Genomic DNA, 19,479 nt, shown 5'->3' with positions numbered 1-19,479 from the left:
AAACAGCACCGCGCCGTGGCCACCCGTTACGACAAGCTCGCGGTGCGGTACGAGGCCACCGCCACCATCAGCATGATCGACATCTGGCTCCGGAGACTCGAACGGCACTTATGACACACGGCCTAGCGTGGAAAGCGTGGCACGGCGGGCCTAGGTCAGGTCAGGGCAGGGCGTTGACCAGTTCGCCGACTCTGCGGCGCCGGCCGGTGAAGAACGGCACCTCCTCGCGGACGTGCCGGCGAGCCCGGGAGGCGCGCAGGTCGCGCATCAGGTCGACGATCCGGTGCAGTTCGTCGGCCTCGAAGGCGAGCAACCACTCGTAGTCGCCGAGGGCGAACGAGGCGACCGTGTTGGCCCGGACGTCCGGATAGCCCCGGGCCAGCCCGCCGTGCTCGGCCAGCATCTCCCGGCGCTCGGCGTCCGGCAGCAGATACCACTCGTAGGAGCGGACGAACGGGTAGACGCAGACGTAACCCCGGGCCGGCTCGCCGGCCAGGAACGCGGGTATGTGGCTCTTGTTGAACTCCGCCGGCCGGTGCAGCGCCATCTGCGACCAGACCGGTGCCAACTGCCGGCCGAGCGCGGTACGCCGCAGCCGTCCGTACGCGTCCTGGAGCGCGTCGCTCGACGACGAGTGCCACCAGATCAGCAGGTCCGCGTCGGCGCGGAGCCCGGAGACGTCGTAGCTGCCCCGCACCACCACGTCCTTGCCGGCCAACTCCTCGAAGAGCGACTCGACCTCGGCCGCGATACCGTCCCGGACCTCGGGCAGCGGGCCGGTCGCCCGGAACACCGACCACATGGTGTAGCGAATGCTCTCGTTCAGCTCGCGCAGCCGCGCCGCGTTGGTCTGCCCCACGTTGCCCCGCGCCGAGCCGTCGGTCTGTTCCGCAGTCATACCTTCGATACTCCCAGCACCTTGATGATCTCCTCGGCCGCGGTCTCGCCGGAGCGTACGCAGACCGGAATCCCGACCCCGTCGTAACCGGCGCCGGCCAGCGCCAGGGTCGGGTGTGCGGTCCGCAGCGCCGACCGGGCCGCGGTCACCCGATCCAGATGACCGGGTGCGTACTGCGGCAGCGCACCGCCCCACCGCTGCACGTGACTCTCGACCGGCTCGGGCAGTGCGGCGCCGAGCAGCTCGGAGAGCTCACGGTGCACCGCCGAGGCCAGCTCGTCGTCGGCGCGTTGCAGCAGGTGCTCCTCGCCGTGCCGACCGACGGAGGCGCGCAGCAGCAGCATGCCGTCCGGTTGGCGCAGGTGCGCCCACTTGTTCGTGAAGAAGGTGGCCGCCTTGACCAGGGTCCCCGCGATGGCCGGCACCAGAAACCCGGACAGGTCCGCCGGCAGCACGGCCCCACCGGCCGCCGGCAGCGGGTCACCGCTCGCCGCGTCGTCCGGCGGTGGACCGGGCAGGGCGAGGCCGACCAGCGCAACGCTGGCGTAGTCGAGCCGGCCGACCAGCGCGCCGACGGCCACGTCGACGCCGCCGAGCAGCCGGGCGGCCGGCCGGGCCGGCAGGGCCAGCACCACCGCGTCGACCTCGACCAGCTCCGGGTCACGCGCCGGGCCGATCACCAGCCGCCAGCCGCCCGGCACGGGCAGCAGTTCCCGGACCGCCGCGTTCAGTCTTATCTCGGCCCGTGCCGTCTCGGCCGCGGCGGCCACCAGCCGGCTCACCCCACCGGAGACCGTGGCGAAGACCGGGCTACCGGCGGGCCGGGGCGCGGCGGCCAGCGCCGCCCGGACCGCCCCGGTCAGGGTCGGCTCGATGCGCGCCGCCCGGGCCAACCCCGGCATCGTGGCGGCCAGCGACAGCTCGTCGGCACGGCCGGCGTACACCCCGCCGAGCATCGGGTCGACGAGCCGGTCCACCACCTCGTCGCCGAGCCGCCGCCGGACCAGTTCGCCGACCGTCGGGTCGGAGTCCGGGCCGAGCAGCGGGCGGCCCTCGTCGACGTCCCGCTCCGCCGCCGGCCGGGCCACCGGGGCCACCGCGGCCAGGTCGCCGGGTACCCCGACCAGGGTGCCCGGGGGCATCGGCCGCAGCTCGCCACCGATGGCCAGCGCGGCTCGCCCGACCGCCGGGTGCACCAACGCGTCGGCCAGCCCCACCCGGCGGGCCAGGGCGACGGCCGCCGAGTCCCCGCCGGCCGGGTCACGGGTCAGGAATGCCTCGGCGCCGAACTCGACCGTCGCACCGGCGAGCGACCCGGTACGCAGCTTGCCGCCGAGCGCACCGGACTGCTCGTACACGATGATCTCGGTGTCGGCGGGGAGCCGGTCCCGCAGCCGGACCGCGGCGGACAGCCCGGTGATGCCGCCGCCGACCACGGCGATTCGCAGCCCGCCGGACCGTGTCTGGTCGTTCACCCCCGTCCCTGCCTTCCGATCAGCTCGTCGTGGCCTCGTGCACCAGGGCGACCACCCGGGTCAGCACCTCGGGATCGGTCTCCGGCAGCACGCCGTGCCCGAGGTTGAAGACGTGCCCGGGGGCGGCGGCCGCCTCGCCGAGCACCCGGCGCACCTCGGCCTCGACCACCTCCCAGGGCGCGAAGAGCACCGCCGGGTCCAGGTTCCCCTGCACCGCCCTGTCCGGCCCGATCCGCACCGTCGCCGCGTCCAGCGGAGTACGCCAGTCCACCCCGACCACATCCGCGCCGGCCTCGCCCATCGCGCCGAGCAGCTCGGCGGTGCCGACCCCGAAGTGGATCCGCGGCACGCCCGCGTCGGCCAGCGCGCCCAGCACCGTCGCCGAGTGCGGCAGCACGAACCGGCGGTAGTCGGCCTCGGAGAGCGCCCCGGCCCAGGAGTCGAAGAGCTGCACCGCCGAGACACCCGCGTCGATCTGCACTCTGAGGAAGGCGAGGGTGATCTCGGTCAACCGGCCCAGCAGGGCGTGCCAGACGTCCGGGGCGCCGTGCATCAGCGCCTTGGTGCGTACGTGGTTGCGCGACGGCCCGCCCTCGACGAGATAGCTGGCCAGGGTGAACGGCGCCCCGGCGAAGCCGATCAACGGGGTGTCGCCCAGCTCGGCCACGAGCAGCCGAACCGCTTCGTCCACAAAGGAGACGTCGGAAGGGTCGATGGCTCGGATCCGGTCGACGTCGGCGAGGGTGCGGACCGGTTCGGCCACCACCGGGCCGGTGCCGGGCACGATGTCCAGATCCACCCCGGCGGCCGCCACCGGTACGACGATGTCGCTGAACAGGATCGCGGCGTCCACGCCGTGCCGGCGTACCGGCTGGAGCGTGATCTCGGTGACCAGTTCGGGCCTGCGGCACGACTCCAGCATCGGGATCCCGGCCCGCACCTCGCGGTACTCGGGCAGGGAACGCCCGGCCTGCCGCATGAACCAGACCGGGGTGTGTGGCACCGGCTTCCGTCGGCAGGCCCGGACGAACGGCGAATCGGCCGGGCCGCCCGGGCCCGGGTGATCGTCTCGGGCCGCGTTGCCCGCAGTCGTGGTGGTCATCGGCGCCATCGTGCCACGCGCCCCGACCTCGCCGGCGCGCACCGCCGGGTTTTGTGGCCTGCCAGACGTACCCGCGTCGGGCCCGGCGTCGGCCCGACCGGTCGGGCCGACCGGCGCGGCGCCCCACCACGGCGCCGGCGATCGGCTTAGGCTGCGGATATGGCCTCCCCGATCGTCCTGCCCGAGACCTTCGCCCGCGCGGTGGCCGGGTTGCGGTCGGCGGCGCCGCGCGCGGAGATCGCGCTGGAGGAGGTGGGTGCGCCGCAGCGGCTCGCCCCCTACGCCTTCGCGCTGAGCGCCAGCGTGCGGCGCGACGGCGAGGAGGTGGCCACCGGACGGCTGATCCTGCTGCACGACCCGGCCGGACACGAGAGCTGGGAGGGGACGCTGCGCCTGGTCACCTACGTCACCGCCGAGCTGGAGATCGACCTCGCCGCCGACCCGCTGCTGCCCGGCGTCGGCTGGACCTGGCTGACCGACGCGCTGGAGGCGCGGGACGCGGCCTACCGGGCGCTCGGCGGCACGGTGACCCAGACCATGTCGACCCGGTTCGGCGAGCTGGCCGGCCCGCCGGCCGCCGGTGACATCGAGATCCGCGCATCCTGGACCCCGGTCGACGACGACCTGCGGGCACATCTGCTGGCCTGGTGCACGCTGCTCGCATCCACCGCCGGGCTGCCGCCGCCCGGTGTCACCGTGCTGCCGCATGCCCGTCCCGCCGGCGCCGCCTGACCACCCCCGCTGACGCGGGACCCCCTGTGCCCCAACCGCTTCGGCGGGCTCGGCAGGCCCATCGGACCCGACTCGCCGGACCGGCTGCGCGACCCCAATCTCCGTGAAGACTAGGGTTGTCAGGTGACCGACGAACCACCCCTGCGCCGTCGGGCCGCGCAACGCCGAGCAGGGGACGAGCCGCACAGCCTTCCGGCGTCCGCGCCGGATCCCGAGACAGTGGGGCCCGACCCAACGCCCGGCGGGCCCGTACCGCTGCTCACCCCTCGCGACGGCACCCCGGCTCCGGTCGAGACCCCCGTCGGCCTGGCCGACGTGGTGTCCCGATTCGCGGCCGGCACCGGCCCGGTCGCCGTCGACGCCGAGCGCGCCTCCGGCTACCGCTACAGCCAGCGGGCCTACCTGGTCCAGCTCCGGCGGGCCGGGGCCGGCACCGCGCTGATCGACCCGCTGCCCCTCGGCGACCTGCACACCCTCGACGAGGCGATCGCCGACGCCGAATGGGTACTGCACGCCGCCAGCCAGGATCTCGCCTGCCTCGCCGACCTCGGGCTACGGCCGAGACGGCTCTTCGACACCGAGTTGGCCGCCCGGCTCGCCGGATTCGAACGGGTCGGGCTGGCCGCGCTGACCGAGCAACTGCTCGGCTTCACCCTGGAGAAGCACCACTCGGCGGCGGACTGGTCCAGCCGGCCGCTGCCGGAGTCCTGGCTGACCTACGCCGCACTGGACGTGGAGATGCTCACCGAGCTGCGGGACAAGCTCGCGGTCGAGCTGGAGCACCAGGGCAAGGCGAAGTGGGCGGCCGAGGAGTTCGCCGCGCTGGTGGCCTGGGGCACCCAGCCGGCCCGGCAGCGGCCCGACCCGTGGCGGCGGACCTCCGGCATCCACCGGGTGCGGGGGGCCCGGGCACAGGCCCGGGTGCGGTCGCTCTGGTACGCCCGGGACGAGATCGCGGCCCGCCGTGACTCGGCACCCGGCCGGGTACTGCCCGACGCCGCGATCATCGCCGCCGCCGAGATGGATCCGAAGGACGAGCGGACCCTGCTGATGCTGCCCGGTTTCGGCGGCCGCTCGGTGCGCCGCCTCGTCCGGACCTGGCTGGACGCCCTCGCCGACGCCCGGCAACTGCCGGACGACGCGCTGCCGGTGAGCCCGACGATCGACGGCCCGCCCCCGCCGCACCGCTGGGCCGAGCGGGACCCGGTGGCTGCGGCCCGGCTGGCCCGGTGCCGCGAGGTGGTGACCAGGATCGCGGCGGCGCACACCCTGCCGCCGGAGAACCTGATCACCCCCGACTCGGTCCGCCGGCTGGCGTGGATCCCGCCGGAGGAGATCACGCCGGACACGGTCGCCGAGACCCTGCGCGGGTACGGTGCCCGGAACTGGCAGGTCGGCCTGATCGCCGAGGGACTCGCGGCGGCGCTGGCCGAGCCGGAGAGCTGACGCCGCCCGACGCCCCGACGCCCCGACACCTCGATGCCTGCTGATACCTGCTGACGTCTCGACGCCTGCTGACACCCACTGACGTCTCGTCGCCTTGCCGAGTCGGGTGACGGGCGTGCTGGGCGGTGGTGGTCTGGTCAGCGTCCGCCGGAGTGGTGCAGGTGCCGGGCCGGCGGGCGGACGCCGAGCAGTTCGTCGCGGACCCGGCACCACTGCACCGCGTGCCGGATGCCGTCGGCGACGGAGTACTCGGGCTTCCAGTCGAGCAGCAGCCGGGATCGGGTACTCCGGGTGAACGAGCCGGCCCCGTCGCCCGGGCGGGGCGGCGCATCGCGGGTGCGTACCGGCCCCACCGCCTCGGCGAAGGCGGCGACGAGTTCCCGGACGGTGGTGCCGTCCCCGGTGCCGAGGTTGATCGCCTCCACCGACCGGTCGCCACCGGGCGGAAGGATCTCGTCGAACCGGCGCAGCGCGCAGACGTGGGCCCGGGCCAGGTCCCAGACGTGGATGTAGTCGCGGATTCCCGAGCCGTCCCGGGTGGGCCAGTCGGTGCCGGTGATCAGGAACTCCCCGCCGTCGGTCCAGGCGTCGATCAGCTTGCCCAGCGCGTGCGTGGGCCGGGGCAACTGGAGACCGGTACGCAGCAGCGGATCGGCACCGATCGGGTTGAAGTAGCGCAGCGACAGCGCCCGCAGCGGGGTGGCCTCGGCGGTGTCCGCGAGCACCGTCTCCATCATCGCCTTGGTCCGGGCGTAGGGGCTGGCCGGTTCCAGTGGTGAACTCTCGTTGACCGAGAGGTCGGCACCGGTGCGGTAGATCGCGGCCGAGGAACTGAAGACGTAACGGGTGACCCCGTTGCGGATCACGTGGTCGAGGAGGTCGAGCGACTTGGCGACGTTCTCCCGGTAGTAGCGCAGTGGCTCGCTGACCGACTCCGGCACCACGATCAGCGCCGCAGCGTGCACCACCGCGCCGATCTCGGGGTGCTCGGCGAAGATCCGGTCGATCAGCGCGCCGTCGGCGATGTCACCCGGGTAGAAGATCCGCCCCCGGGTGAACTCGACCCGACCCGTGCAGAGGCTGTCCAGGATCACCGGCTCGATGCCCTCGTCCAGGCAGGCCGACGCGATGGTGCTGCCGATGAAGCCGGCACCGCCGGTGACCAGCACCTTCACCCGGACTCCTGACTGGATTCGCCGACTGCGGCCGATTCGGAAGCATTTTCACTATTGCTCGCTGTTTAGCTGGCGATAGTGTGATTACTAGGGCATCAAGCCGGACGATATGTGTCCCGAGCCACACCGGGGGCGCAAACGGCCATAGTTACTGGCTAGTAGCATCCGAGGTACCCGCCCACCCGGGCCCCTGCGGCAAGGAGGCTCCAGTGCCCCGTGAAGTCCGAGACGTCGTCTTCGTCGACGGCGTCCGCACCCCGTTCGGCAAGGCGGGTGGGATGTACGCCCACACCCGCGCCGACGACCTGGTGATCCGCTGCATCCGCGAACTGCTGCGACGCAACCCCGTGCCGCCGGAGCGGGTCGACGAGGTGGCGATCGCCGCCACCACCCAAACCGGCGACCAGGGCCTCACCATCGGTCGTACCGCCGCGCTGCTCGCCGGGCTGCCCAAGACGGTGCCCGGCTACGCCATCGACCGGATGTGCGCCGGGGCGATGACCGCGGTCACCACCGTGGCCGGTGGCATCGCGATGGGCGCCTACGACGTGGCGATCGCCGGTGGCGTCGAGCACATGGGCCGGCACCCGATGGGCGAGGGCGTGGACCCCAACCCGCGGATCCTGGCCGAGAAGCTGGTCGACCCCTCCGCCCTGGTGATGGGTGCCACCGCCGAGAACCTGCACGACCGGCTCCCGCAGATCAGCCGGGAGCGCGCCGACGCGTACGCGCTCGCCTCACAGGTGAAGACCGCCAAGGCGTACGCCAACGGCAAGCTCCAGCCCGACCTGGTGCCGGTGGCGACCCGCGACCCGGAGACCGGCTGGGGACTCGCCACCGTCGACGAGGCGCCCCGGGAGACCTCACTGGAGAAACTGGCCACTTTGAAGACGCCGTTCCGCCCGCACGGCAGGGTCACCGCCGGCAACGCGGCCGGACTCAACGACGGGGCCACCGCCAGCCTGCTCGCCGCCGAGAACGTCGCCCGGGAACTCGGGCTGCCGGTGTCGATGCGGCTGGTGTCGTACGGCTTCGTCGGGGTGGAGCCGGAGGTGATGGGTTACGGTCCGATCCCGTCGACCGAGAAGGCGCTGCGGATCGCCGGGCTCTCCATCGACGACATCGGCCTGTTCGAGCTGAACGAGGCGTTCGCGGTGCAGGTGCTGGCCTTCCTCGACCACTTCGGCATCGCCGACGACGATCCCCGGGTCAACCCGTGGGGCGGGGCGATCGCCGTCGGTCATCCGCTCGCCTCCTCCGGAGTACGGCTGATGACCCAACTCGCCCGGCAGTTCGCCGAACACCCCGAGGTGCGGTACGGCCTCACCGCGATGTGCATCGGTATCGGCATGGGCGGCACGGTCATCTGGGAGAACCCGAACTGGGAGGGCGACGACAAGTGAGCACGAGGAGTGAGCCGGGTTTGCGAGCCCCGCAGTGCGATCGAAAGGCGGCACAGTGACGGTTCCAGGTAACCCGAACGAGGTGGTCACCCGGGCACTGCTGCGCCTGGTGCAGGTGCCGGGGCTGGACCGACCCGCCGCGCTGATCACCCTGGACAACGGTTTCGACCACACCAGGCCGAACACCTTCGGCCCGGCCGGACTCTCCAGTCTGGACGACGCGATCACGGAGGCGCTCGCCGCCGAGCCGGCGTTCGTCGCGGTGACCGGCAAGCCGTACATCTTCTGCGTCGGCGCCGACGTGACCGGCATGCCGCTGCTCGCGGACCGCGACCAGGCCCGCGAGATCGGCCGGCTCGGCCACCGGGTCTTCGGCCGGCTGCGCACCAGCACGGTGCCGACCTTCGCCTTCGTCAACGGCGCCGCGATGGGCGGCGGGCTGGAACTGGCGCTGCACTGCCACTACCGGACGCTGCACGGCGGCGCCGCCGCGCTCGCCCTGCCCGAGGTCTCGCTCGGCCTGGTGCCCGGCTGGGGCGGCAGCCAACTGTTGCCGAACCTGATCGGCATCGCCGGCGCGGCCCAGGTGATCATCCAGAACCCGCTGATGCAGAACCGGATGCTCAAACCGAAGCAGGCCGCCGAGCTGGGCATCGCGGACGTGCTCTTCGAGCCGGCCGACTTCCTGGAGCGCTCGCTGGAGTGGGCCGCGCAGGTGGTGCGCGGCGAGGTCCAGGTGACCCGTCCGGAGGTCGACCGGGAGATGTGGGACGGCGTGCTCTACTTCGCCCGGCAGACGCTGGACGAGCGGCTGCACGGCGCGGTCCCGGCCGCGTACCGGGCGTTGGAGCTGCTGGAACTGGCCCGCGAGGCACCGGCCGGGCCCGCCGACGGCGACCCGGACGGGCTGCCGAAGGGGATGGCCGCCGAGGTGGAGGCGCTGGCCGACCTCATCTTCAGCGAGGAGCTGCGCAGCGGCCTCTACTCCTTCGACCTGGTGCAGCGCCGGGCCAAGCGGCCGGTCGGCGCGCCGGACAAGGGCCTGGCCCGCCCGGTGACCAAGGTCGGCATCGTCGGCGCCGGTCTGATGGCGTCGCAGCTCGCGCTCCTGTTCGCCCGCCGGCTCCAGGTTCCGGTGGTGCTCACCGACCTCGACCAGTCCAGGGTGGACTCCGGCGTCGGCTACGTGCACGCCGAGATCGACAAGCTGGTCGGCAAGGGCCGGCTTGCCGAGGGTACGGCCGCCAAGCTGCGCGGTCTGGTCAGCGGCTCGGTCGACAAGGCCGTCTTCGCCGACGCCGACTTCGTGATCGAGGCGGTCTTCGAGAACCTGGCCGTGAAGAAGCAGGTCTGGGCGGAGCTGGAGAAGATCGTCAGCCCGGAGACGGTACTCGCCACCAACACCTCCTCGCTCTCGGTCGGCGCGATGGCCGCCGACCTGGCGCACCCGGAGCGAGTGGTCGGGTTCCACTTCTTCAACCCGGTCGCGGTGCTGCCGCTGCTGGAGATCGTCCGGGGCGAGCAGACCGACGACGCCACCCTGGCCACTGCCTTCGCGGTCGGCAAGGAGCTGCGCAAGTCCTGCGTACTGGTCGCCGACGCACCGGCCTTCGTGGTCAACCGGCTGCTGACCCGGTTCCTCGGCGAGATCATCGCGGCCGTGGACGCCGGCACCCCGCCCGAGGTGGCGGACGCCGCACTCGATCCGCTCGGCCTGCCGATGCGCCCGCTGGCGCTGCTCCAGCTCGTCGGGCCGGCGGTGGCGTACCACGTCGGCGGCACGCTGCACGCCGCCTTCCCGGACCGGTTCGCGGTCAGCGAGAACCTGAAGCGGATCGCCGAGTCCGGTATGCCACTGGTGGTCGACGGCGACGTCAACCCCAAGGTGGCCGGGCTGCTGGAGGTCGGTTCGGCACCGCTGACCGCCGAGGAGGTACGCCAGCGGGCGCTGGACGCGCTCGCCCAGGAGATCCGGCTGATGTTGGACGAGGGTGTGGTCGCCGAGCCGCAGGACATCGACCTCTGCATGATCCTCGGCGCCGGCTGGCCGTTCCATCTCGGCGGTGTCACGCCGTACCTGGACCGCACCGGCACCTCGGAGCGGATCACCGGCCGCCGCTTCCTGCCCCGGGGCGCGGCCAGCCTGCCCGGCTGACCAACCCGTCGATCGCGGTGCTCGGGGACCGGTCCCGGCGAGTCGCACGACGCGTTGTGCGACCTGGCCTGGTCCCTGAGCACCGCGATCTGCCCGGACGCCCGCGACGAGCGGCGATGGCGGCAGGATTGGCGCGGGCCCGCCACGAGGGACACCCGGCGGCCGGAGCGGAAGCCGGAGAGCGTCCGGGTACCTGTCCGCTCGGGCATGTCACAACGGCTGGTCCCGCGGTGTCTTGAGGCCGAACCCCTGGAGGCCTAGGAGGCATCATGACGGGAATCTGCGGTTGGCAGGTCGTTGCCGAGCATGCGCGACGTACCGGTCGTCGCGGCCGGAAGTTCGACGACGACCGGATGCGGGCCGCGAAGGAGAATGCCGGAATCTGATGCTTCTCCCAGGCTGGAAGCGGGAGATTTCAGCCTCGGATCGCACAGAACCACCGTCGTGGGAGGGGGTGATCGGCAGACTGCAACCATCCCCGCCGCAACCGACAGTTCCGCCGGGACGGAGGCGCCGACACTATGCCGAGAACCACCGACACCACGCATGACCGCCCATTCCTCCCCAGCGCCACCGGCGCTTTCCCGGGCGGCCTGCGATGAACGACCGAGCCACTGACCCGGCGACCGAGAGCTTCGTCGCCCACCGCAACCTGCTGTTCACCGTCGCGTACGAGATGCTCGGATCGGCGGCCGACGCCGAGGACGTACTCCAGGAAACCTGGCTGCGGTGGATCAAGGTCGACCTGGAACAGGTACGCGACCAGCGTGCCTACCTGATCCGGATCACGACCCGGCAGTCGCTCAACCGGCTGCGCACCGTGCAGCGCCGCAGGGAGGCGTACGTCGGCGCCTGGCTACCCGAACCGCTGCTCACCACGCCGGACGTGGCCGAGGACGTCGAACTCTCCGAGAGTCTGTCGATGGCGCTCATGCTGGTCCTCGAGACACTCTCACCGACCGAACGTGCCGTCTTCGTACTGCGCGAGGCCTTCGGCATCGGCTACGACGAGATCGCCGCCGCCGTCGGCAAGACCCCGGCGGCCGTCCGCCAGATCGCGCACCGCGCCCGCCGGCACGTCGACGCCCGCCGCCCCCGCGCGGCCGTCTCCCCGAGCCAGACCAGGGCGGTTCTGGGTGCGTTCCGGCGCGCGCTGGAGACCAGAGACCTCAAGGGCCTGATCGACACGCTCGCCCCTGACGTCGTGGGGATCAGCGACGGCGGCGGCCTCAAGCAGGCATCGCCCCGGCCGGTCATCGGCGCCGAGAAGGTCGCCCGCTTCATCATCGGTGGTCTCGGCAGGGCCGAAGGCCTGGTCACCGTCACCGTTGATCCCACCATGGTCAACGGCAACCCGGCGCTCGTGCTCCGAATCGACGGCGAACTCGACGGTGTCCTGGCGGTTCGGGTCGAGCAGGCCCGCATCACCGGTCTCTACTACGTCCGCAACCCCGAGAAGCTGACCCACCTCGGATCCGAAACGTCGCTCACGCGGCAATGAACGTCGGTCCGGGGTGCGGACGAACGCCAGCCGGCCGGCTGCCGAGCTGACCCGGGCCCGTCCCCCACCGCTGCCGGCGGGGACGGGCCCGGCACCCGCGACCGCTCCTACCGGTACGCGTCACGCAACCGGTACGCCGGGCCCAGCTGCTACGCGGGGCCCAGCTGTTACGCCGGGGCCCAGCTGCTACGCGGGGCTCAGCCGGCGCGCTCGGCGGCGCTGCGTTCGACGCAGAACTCGTTGCCCTCCGGGTCGGCGAGCACCGCCCAGCCGGTGCCGTCCGGGCGCCGGTGGTCGGCGACCAGGGTGGCGCCCAGCCCGAACAGCCGGTCGACCTCCTCGTCCCGGGTCCGGTCCTCGGGCTGCAGGCAGATGTGCAGCCGGTTCTTGCCCGACTTGCCCTCCGGCACCCGCTGGAAGAAGACCTGCGGCGCAGTGCCGTCCGGCGCCGGCAGCCCGACCTCGTCGTCGCCGGGCCGGTCATCAGGATGCAGGGACCGGTCCAGCACCTTCGCCCAGAAGCTGGCGAGCGTGTACGGATCGGCGCAGTCGAAGCTGACGTTGTGGATGATGGAACTCACGAATCCTCCAGTGGAGTGTGCGCCTCGCGGAGGAACGCGGATCGGTCAGCGGTGGCCGAGGCGAGGCGCGGAAAAGGACAGCGCAACCATCTACCGCACCTCCCTCCATGATCCGGGCTGACGGCGGCAAGTTTGGCACGGAGGTACGGGTTCGGCAACCGATGTACCCCCCGGGATCGCAACGCGAAGCACACGGATGGCCACCGGGCGGTGAGCGACACGCCGGAAATTCAGCCGGTACACCGGCTGGACCGCTTCGGCCGTAAGGATGAGCGGTCAGGCCGGCTGGTCCGCTGGGCCGAGAGGAAGCACGACGACAGGCAAGGAGCGACCGGTGCCCCTCCCACAGCTTCGCCGGGTCCGCTGGGCCGTACGCGCCACCCTGGCCCTCGGGGTCGCCGCCTCGGTGGTCGCCAACATCCTGCACGCGCGGGACAACCCGATCAGCCAGGCCATCGCCGCCTGGCCACCACTGGCACTGCTGCTCACCGTTGAGTTGATCTCTCGGGTGCCGGTGCACCGCCGCTCACTGGCGTTCGCCCGGATGGCCGCCACCGCCACGATCGCCGGGATCGCCGCCTGGGTGTCGTACTGGCACATGGTCGGGGTGGCCGCCCGGTACGGCGAGACGGGCGCGTCGCCGTACCTGCTGCCGCTGTCGGTCGACGGCCTGATCGTGGTGGCCAGCATCTGCCTGGTGGAGCTGGGTGGCCGGATCGCCACCGCAGAGGCCGCGACGGCCGCCGCCACGGCGGGGTCCGGTCCGGCGAACCCCGCCGCCCCGCCCGGTGCTGCCCGGACCGGAGCGTTTGACCCGGCTTCGGGATCCGACTCGGCCTCGGGATCCGACCCGGCCTCGGGATCCGACCGGGCCGCCGCCGGACCGGGTGGGGCGGCCGCAGCTCGTCGGCGACCGGCGGCGGGCGGCGGGTCACTCGGCGCGGTCGAGCCTCTGGGCCGGGGTATCGGCGAGATCCTCGCCACCCCGCCCAACGGAACGGAAGCCGGCACACCGAACGGAACGGAAGCCGGCACACCCAACGGAACGGAAGCCGGCACGCCCAACGGAACGGGAGTCGGCGCGCACGGCGGGACGGAGCCGGGCAGGCGCGGCGGGAAGTGGCCGGAGACACCCGGGGAAACGGGTGCGGCGGCGCCAGCGGGCGCCGGAGGTGCGACCAGGACCAGGAAGGGAGCGGCCGGAACGGCCGGGCGGCGGGCCTCGACCGGGCGCGCGGCCAAGCCGGCCGCCGCGGCACGGCCACGCCGCCCGATCACCGAGACCGCCGCACTGGCGGCGGCGATCCAGGCGGAGCGACCCGAGGCCAGCGACGCCGAAGTGGCGCAGGAACTCGGCATCACCACCGCCCGGCTGCGGGCGATCCGCCGCGAGGTACGTGAACTCGACCTCGTCGCCTGAATCCGCTACCGGGGATCGGTCGTCGAACCGGGTCTCGGGTCGGTGCCGGCCGTTTCCGCCAGCCCGGCCAGTCCGGTCGGGGTGCCGGGATGCGCCTCCGCCGGCGTACCCGGGGCGGGCAGGACGACCGGTGCGGCCCGGTCGAGCGAGACGGTACTGGCCGTGCTGCTCGCGCTCTCCGCCGGCACCGGCCGGAACGGCATGGCGACCGGGCCGCCGCCGACCGCCGCCGAGGCGGCCACCACCGGGGTGGTCTCGGCCGCCGGCAGCGTCACCGTCACCTCCAGCCCGCCACCGTCCTGGGCGATCGCGCTGACAGTGCCGCCGTGCGCGTCGCAGACCGCCCGGACGATCGACAGTCCCAGCCCGGATCCCCGGGCGCCGGTCCGCTCCCGACCACCCCGCCGGAACGCCTCGAACAGCCCGGGTACGTCCGCCTGCTCCACCTCGAAGCCGGTGTTGCCGACCACCAGCCAGGCCTGTTCGGGATCCGAGCCGGTACGCACCCACATCCGTCCGTGCAGGTGGTTGTAGCGCACCGCGTTCTCAATCAGGTTGCCGGCCAGCCGCTCCAACAGGCCGGGATCGCCGACCACCGGTGCCGGGGCCAACGCCGTCTCGACCCGGAGCTTGAGCCGGGTGCTCTCGTTCCGGACCGCCGAGAGCGCCGCACCGGCCCCGGTGGCGAGATCGGTCGGTGCCTTCCGGGCCAACCGGCGGCCCGACTGCGCCTCGCTGCGTGCCAGCACCAGGAGCGCGTCGACCAGGTTGTTGGCCCGCTCCGAGGCGTCCCGGACCACCGTGGCCATCCGCCGGTACTCCGCCACGTCCGCCTCGTCGTCGGCCAACGTGACGTCGATCTCGGTCCGCATCACCGCCAGCGGCGTACGCAGCTCGTGCGAGGCGTTGGCGACGAAGCGCTTCTGCGTCTCGAAGGCATCCCCTATCCGATCCAGCATCGCGTCGAAGGTGCCGGCCAGCTCGGCCACCTCGTCGTCCGCGCCGGAGTAGCGGATCCGCTGGTCCAGGGTCGCCTCGCCGAGCCGTCGGGCCGTCGAGGTGACCTGGTGCAGCGGGCGGAGCGCCCGGCCGGCCACCGCGTACGCCCCGGCGACCCCGACGACGCTTATCACCAGCAGCGCCAGCAACCCCTTGACCAGCAGCTCCCGGCTCGCCGCCTGCGCCATCTCGCGCTGCCACTCGATCGCGCCGACCGTCCGCCCGTCGGAGAGCTCGAGCGTCGGGTTCGACCGGAGCCGGATGTCCGGGGTCAGCGCGTCCCCGACCAGCAGCCAGGCGAGCAGCACCAGAATCGCACCGGCACCGATCAGCAACACGCCGTTGAGCAGGGTCAGCCGGAGCCGCAGCGTGGGCCGTACCCGGGGCCGGCGGCGGGTCAGATAGACGGTCATGCACTCACCTGCCCCGGCACGGACGGGTCCGAAACCCGGTAGCCGGCGCCGACCACCGTCTCGATCAGCGGCGGCTCACCGAGCTTCTTCCGCAGCGTCATCACGGTCACCCGGACGGTGGTGGTGAACGGGTCGGTGTTGGCGTCCCAGACCCGTTCCAGGAGTTCCTCGCTGGACACCACCGCACCGCGCGCCTTGACCAGCTCCTCCAGCACGCCGAACTCCTTGCGGGTCAGGTCCACCGCCGCCCCGCCCCGGGTCGCCACCCGCCGGGCCGGGTCGATCACCAGGTCGGACACGGTCAGCACCGGTGGGGTGACCGGGGTGGCCCGGCGACCGAGGGCCTGCACCCGGGCGACCAGCTCGTCGAAGGCGAACGGCTTGGGCAGGTAGTCGTCGGCACCGAGCTGGAGGCCCTCCACCCGGTCGGCGACCGTACCGCTGGCGGTCAGCATCAACACCCGGGTCAGCGCGTCCGAGGTGACCAGGTCGGCACAGATCTGGTCGCCGTGCACGCCCGGCAGGTCGCGGTCGAGCACCACCACGTCGTACCGGGTGACGAAGGCCATCTCGTGTCCGGTCGAACCATCGTAGGCGACGTCGACGGCCATGCCCTGCCGGCGCAGCCCACGGACGATCGCGTCGGCCAGGTTGCGCTCGTCCTCCACCACCAGTACCCGCACCACGACCTCCCCGGCTGCCTCTAGGGGACAACCTATCCAGGCTCGACAAGTGACAGCTCGATGCGCCGGACCGGGCCGGCTAATCCGGCAGCCGCCACACCCCGGTCGAGGCGTCCAGCCGCCGGCAGTGCAGCCTGGTCGCGGTCACCCCGCAGTCGCCGGAAATCCCGGACAGCACCGTCAGCAGCCGACCCCGCCAGGTGACCGGATCGAACTCCAGCACCCAGGCCCGGCGGTCCGCGCCGTACCGGACGCCGACGAACCGCGATCCGCGCGGCGTGAGGAAGGCCAAGGTACCGAGGTCGGCGAGTACCCGTCCGGTGGCCGGATCGAGGACGGCGAAGAGCTGGGACTCGTCGGCACCGGCCTGGCTGGCGACCAGGTCGTCGCCGACGGTCCAGAGGCCGGTCCAGCGCGGGTCCGACCAGCGGGTACGGCCGGTCCCCGCGTCCCGGACGTGTACCCCGCGCTGGGGACGCAGACTGCACAGGTCGGCTCCGCAGGTGAACGCTGCGTACTCCTTGGTGGGCGGGTTCGGGACCGACCAGCGCCGGTCCAGCTCCGGCAGCCCGTACGCGGTCACCGCGTTCTCGTCGTACGCCAGGAGCAGGCCGGCGGCGACCTCGACCCACCCGGTCGGCGTCGGCGGCCCGGCGCCCGGCGCCGGCATCTGGGCGGCCCGCACGACCTCGCCGGTGCCAAGATCGCGCACCTCGACCCGACCGGACGGCAGGACGAGGACCAGGGTCGAGGCCCGGACGGGTACCGCCCGGTCGACCGCCGACATTTCGAGCAACGGCACGGCGCCGGCCGGTACCGGCAGCGACCACCGCGCGGCGCCGGTGGCCGGATCCACCGCCTCCAACGTGCCGGGCCCGTTCTCCCCCGGCCGCCAGGCCCCGGTCGTCGTCTGGAGCAGCAGGTCACCGCCGCTGCTGACCGTCATCAGGCTCGCCTCGCGGTCCCAGGCCACGGCGCCGGTCGAGGGATCCAGCACGGTCAGCCCAGGTGCCCTGCCCGACGCCGGTCTCGGATAGCGTGCCAGCAGCAGGTGCTCGCCGACCATCTGGAGGTTCGCGACGTCGTCGGCCGGCAGCGTCACCCGCCATTCCGGCTCCGCCGCCGGCAGCCGGTACGCGGTCAGCTCCGGGCCGCCCCGACCGGGCCGATCGGATTCGACGACGAACATCCGGTCCCGCTCGGCGTACACGAACGAGCCGAGCCGGGTCGGTAGCACCGTCTCCGGCCAGGGGCGGGGCACCGGGTCACCGGCCGCCACCGTGCCGAGCACCCCCGCCAGCACCGCCGCGAGCAGCCCCGACCGGGGCGGCCGGCGCCGGTTCGTCCGCCGAGTCGCGGTCCGGTCCGGCTCGGCCCGCCCGGGGCGGGACCCGACAGCCAACTCGCCCAACTCGATGGTGGGCATCTCACTCCTCCCCCACTTCCGCCGGCCCTGCCGGCGTCGGATCTCCGGCTCCGGCGGCTCGCCGCCGCGACGCCGCGATCGCCCGTATCGGTCGTCACCACCCGCCGGCACACTCCGGGAACCCGGGGCGGGTGGCGGCAATTCGGACGCGAAGTCACCTGTACGATGGCGCCTCGTGGCAGTTCCGGTGGTGGACAATTCTTCGGACGCCGAAGCCGGCTCGACGAGAGTCGATCGATCTCGACAGTGGTGGGCCTTCCGGACTCCCGCGCGGGTCGACGTACTGGCCATCGGAGCGTACGTCCTGCTCGGGATCTTCGTCTGCGCGAACTACTGGGTGGACGTCAACCACCGGGTGTCGTCGCATCTGCCGACCGACCACAGCTGGTTCGAGTGGCTCTTCGCGCACGGCGCGTACTCGGTGCAGCACCTGGAGAACCCGCTCTTCTCGGCCCGGCAGAACGCCCCGGACGGCGTCAACATGATGGCCAACACCTCGCTGTTGGGCGTCACCCTGCCGCTGGCCCCACTCACCTGGCTGTTCGGCCCGCAGGTGACGTACGCGCTGTATCTCGGCGGTGCGCTCGCGGCGACGGCCGCCACCTCGTACTGGATGCTCTCCCGGCACCTGGTCTCCTCCCGGGCCGCGGCGTTCGTCGGCGGGGCGTTCCTCGGCTTCGCACCCGGCATCATCCACCACGCCAACGGGCAGCCGAACTTCGTCTCCAACTTCCTGCTCCCGCTGATCGTGGTCCGGGTGTTCCGGCTCGGCGAGCCGGGCCGCTGGCTGCGCAACGGGCTGGTGCTGGGGCTGCTGGTGGCCTACCAGATCTTCATCAACGAGGAGATGCTGCTGCTCACCGCGCTGGCCTGCGGGGTGGCCGTGCCGCTCTACGTCGCCTTCCGCTGGTCGCTGATGCGCAACCGGATCTGGACCTTCCTCCGCGGTCTCGGCGTCGGCGGCGTGGTGGCGCTGCTGCTGGCCGGCTACCCGATCTGGTACCAGTTCAACGGCCCGCAGTCCTACCGGGGTCTGCAGGGCGGCGTCTTCCACAACTGGGGCGAGGACCTGCGTGCCTTCGTCACCTACTCCCGGGACACCATCGCCGGCTCGCCGGAGGTGGAGAAGACCATCGGGGTCACCGAGCAGAACACCTGGCTGGGCTGGCCGCTCGTCGGGCTGGCCGTCCTGGTCGCGGTGCTGCTCTGGCGGACGTCCATCGTCGCCCGGATCGTCGCGCTGCTCGGTGCCGGGTTCGCGCTCGCCTCGCTGGGCCGGCAGATCCGCTACGACGGGCAGCTCACCGAGTACGAGGGACCGTGGCGCCTGCTGCCGGAGGACCTGCCGCTGATCGAGATGATGATGCCGACCCGGCTGAGTCTGGTCACGGTCGCCACCGTCGGGATCCTGGTCGCGCTCGCCTGGAACGAGGTCGCGAAATCCCGGCCGCCCTCGGCCTCCCCGAGTTCCCAGCCGCCCTCGGCCACCTCGAACGACACCGCCCCGGCGCGGCGGCTGCGGATCCTGGCGTACGCCGCTGTCGCGCTCGCGCTGTTGCCGATCGTCCCGCGCCCGCTGCCGGCCATGCATGTCGACCCGCCGCCCCGGTTCATCACCTCCGGGGCCTGGCGGCCCTATGTGCCGGCGGGCCGGACCCTGGTCCCGGTACCCATCCCGAGCAACGTGCACGGCCTCTCCACGCTGCGCTGGAGCGCGCTGACCGGGCAGGCGTTCCCGATCCCGGCCGGATACTTCATCGGGCCGGACGCGCAGGGCTACGGGGTGTTCGGCGCCCCGTCCCGACCGACCAGCCTGCTGATCTACGGAACGATGGACCGGGGTGCGGCACCGGTGGTCACCGAGGAGAACCGCCGCCAGGCCATCGAGGATCTGCGGTTCTGGCGGGCCTCCGTGGTGGTGCTCGGCGACCACCCGGCCGCACCCGCGCTGCACGTCCTGCTCGCCGGCCTGCTCGGCCCAGGGCAGCGGGTGGACGACGTCTGGCTCTGGGACGTCCGCGCGCTCGTCAACTGACGGCCAAGAAGGTAAAAAGGCAACCCCACGGCTCG

The 19,479-nt window shown here is 72.7% G+C and carries 14 protein-coding genes and 1 pseudogene; 7 read left to right on the top strand and 8 right to left on the bottom strand.

The window, feature by feature from the left end; all coding sequences use genetic code 11:
* Positions 1-160: 160 nt before the first annotated feature.
* The 3 genes from hemQ to hemE are packed head-to-tail and all read right to left on the bottom strand — an operon-like array spanning position 161 to position 3,475.
* Positions 161-898 (bottom strand): hydrogen peroxide-dependent heme synthase, encoded by a 738-nt coding sequence (gene hemQ, locus ABNF97_RS17925; RefSeq protein ID WP_130464120.1) that lies wholly within the window; start codon positions 896-898, stop codon positions 161-163.
* Positions 895-2,373, bottom strand: coding sequence for a protoporphyrinogen oxidase (hemG, locus tag ABNF97_RS17920; protein ID WP_349339185.1), 1,479 nt, complete (start codon positions 2,371-2,373; stop codon positions 895-897). Before hemG ends, hemQ begins: the two co-directional genes overlap by 4 nt.
* A gap of 19 nt (positions 2,374-2,392) precedes the next feature.
* Positions 2,393-3,475: a uroporphyrinogen decarboxylase gene (gene hemE / locus ABNF97_RS17915; RefSeq protein ID WP_130464121.1), complete on the bottom strand. Its 1,083-nt coding sequence runs from the start codon at positions 3,473-3,475 to the stop codon at positions 2,393-2,395.
* Between the two features lie 159 nt (positions 3,476-3,634).
* On the opposite strand from hemE, the gene ABNF97_RS17910 reads away from it, so the two are divergent.
* Complete coding sequence (locus tag ABNF97_RS17910; protein WP_130464122.1) at positions 3,635-4,207, top strand: DUF3000 family protein; 573 nt, start codon at positions 3,635-3,637, stop codon at positions 4,205-4,207.
* Positions 4,208-4,330: 123 nt separating this feature from the next.
* Positions 4,331-5,653, top strand: coding sequence for an HRDC domain-containing protein (locus tag ABNF97_RS17905; RefSeq protein ID WP_130464123.1), 1,323 nt, complete (start codon positions 4,331-4,333; stop codon positions 5,651-5,653).
* 137 nt (positions 5,654-5,790) lie between these two features.
* On the opposite strand, the gene galE is transcribed toward ABNF97_RS17905, so the two are convergent.
* Positions 5,791-6,828 (bottom strand): UDP-glucose 4-epimerase GalE, encoded by a 1,038-nt coding sequence (gene galE / locus ABNF97_RS17900; RefSeq protein ID WP_349339184.1) that lies wholly within the window; start codon positions 6,826-6,828, stop codon positions 5,791-5,793.
* A gap of 209 nt (positions 6,829-7,037) precedes the next feature.
* Here galE and ABNF97_RS17895 point away from each other — a divergent pair, with 209 nt between their 5' ends.
* The 3 genes from ABNF97_RS17895 to ABNF97_RS17885 all read left to right on the top strand — a co-directional run bounded on the left by ABNF97_RS17895 (position 7,038) and on the right by ABNF97_RS17885 (position 11,887).
* Positions 7,038-8,231, top strand: coding sequence for a thiolase family protein (locus ABNF97_RS17895; RefSeq protein ID WP_349339183.1), 1,194 nt, complete (start codon positions 7,038-7,040; stop codon positions 8,229-8,231).
* 55 nt (positions 8,232-8,286) lie between these two features.
* Positions 8,287-10,386 carry a 3-hydroxyacyl-CoA dehydrogenase NAD-binding domain-containing protein gene (locus ABNF97_RS17890; protein WP_349339182.1) on the top strand — a complete coding sequence of 700 codons (2,100 nt, stop codon included), beginning with the start codon at positions 8,287-8,289 and terminating at the stop codon, positions 10,384-10,386.
* A 598-nt stretch (positions 10,387-10,984) separates the two neighbouring features.
* Complete coding sequence (locus ABNF97_RS17885) at positions 10,985-11,887, top strand: RNA polymerase sigma-70 factor (protein WP_130464127.1); 903 nt, start codon at positions 10,985-10,987, stop codon at positions 11,885-11,887.
* A gap of 197 nt (positions 11,888-12,084) precedes the next feature.
* Here the strand turns inward: ABNF97_RS17885 and ABNF97_RS17880 are convergent, their stop codons facing one another.
* Positions 12,085-12,468, bottom strand: a complete 384-nt coding sequence (locus tag ABNF97_RS17880) for a VOC family protein (protein ID WP_349339181.1) — start codon at positions 12,466-12,468, stop codon at positions 12,085-12,087.
* A 334-nt stretch (positions 12,469-12,802) separates the two neighbouring features.
* On the opposite strand from ABNF97_RS17880, the gene ABNF97_RS17875 reads away from it, so the two are divergent.
* The gene (locus ABNF97_RS17875) at positions 12,803-13,888 is read left to right on the top strand and encodes a DUF2637 domain-containing protein (RefSeq protein ID WP_349339180.1); all 1,086 of its coding nucleotides are present in this window, start codon (positions 12,803-12,805) and stop codon (positions 13,886-13,888) included.
* Positions 13,889-14,142: 254 nt separating this feature from the next.
* Here the strand turns inward: ABNF97_RS17875 and ABNF97_RS17870 are convergent.
* The 3 genes and pseudogenes from ABNF97_RS17870 to ABNF97_RS17860 form a co-directional block, all read right to left on the bottom strand.
* Positions 14,143-15,288: pseudogene (locus ABNF97_RS17870) on the bottom strand (sensor histidine kinase); the annotation flags it as partial.
* 8 nt (positions 15,289-15,296) lie between these two features.
* A complete protein-coding gene (locus ABNF97_RS17865) occupies positions 15,297-15,983 on the bottom strand; it encodes a response regulator (protein WP_130464129.1) in 687 nt (228 codons plus the stop codon).
* 79 nt (positions 15,984-16,062) lie between these two features.
* Positions 16,063-17,409, bottom strand: coding sequence for an outer membrane protein assembly factor BamB family protein (locus tag ABNF97_RS17860; RefSeq protein ID WP_349339179.1), 1,347 nt, complete (start codon positions 17,407-17,409; stop codon positions 16,063-16,065).
* Between the two features lie 187 nt (positions 17,410-17,596).
* Here ABNF97_RS17860 and ABNF97_RS17855 point away from each other — a divergent pair, with 187 nt between their 5' ends.
* Positions 17,597-19,444, top strand: coding sequence for a hypothetical protein (locus ABNF97_RS17855; RefSeq protein WP_349339189.1), 1,848 nt, complete (start codon positions 17,597-17,599; stop codon positions 19,442-19,444).
* Positions 19,445-19,479 lie beyond the last annotated feature (35 nt).

Origin of the sequence: Plantactinospora sp. B6F1 (assembly GCF_040120695.1) — a bacterium.
Taxonomy (GTDB): Bacteria; Actinomycetota; Actinomycetes; order Mycobacteriales; family Micromonosporaceae; genus Plantactinospora.
Note: the sequence above shows the minus strand (reverse complement) of the source record. Positions and strands in the feature narration are given on the sequence as shown.

What these genes read in the sequence shown, in the direction of transcription:
- hemQ (WP_130464120.1), bottom strand. Translation starts at nt 898, where the DNA reads ATGACTGCGGAACAGACCGACGGCTCGGCGCGGGGCAACGTGGGGCAG.
- hemE (WP_130464121.1), bottom strand. Translation starts at nt 3,475, where the DNA reads ATGACCACCACGACTGCGGGCAACGCGGCCCGAGACGATCACCCGGGC.
- ABNF97_RS17910 (WP_130464122.1), top strand. Translation starts at nt 3,635, where the DNA reads ATGGCCTCCCCGATCGTCCTGCCCGAGACCTTCGCCCGCGCGGTGGCC.
- ABNF97_RS17885 (WP_130464127.1), top strand. Translation starts at nt 10,985, where the DNA reads ATGAACGACCGAGCCACTGACCCGGCGACCGAGAGCTTCGTCGCCCAC.
- ABNF97_RS17860 (WP_349339179.1), bottom strand. Translation starts at nt 17,409, where the DNA reads ATGCCCACCATCGAGTTGGGCGAGTTGGCTGTCGGGTCCCGCCCCGGG.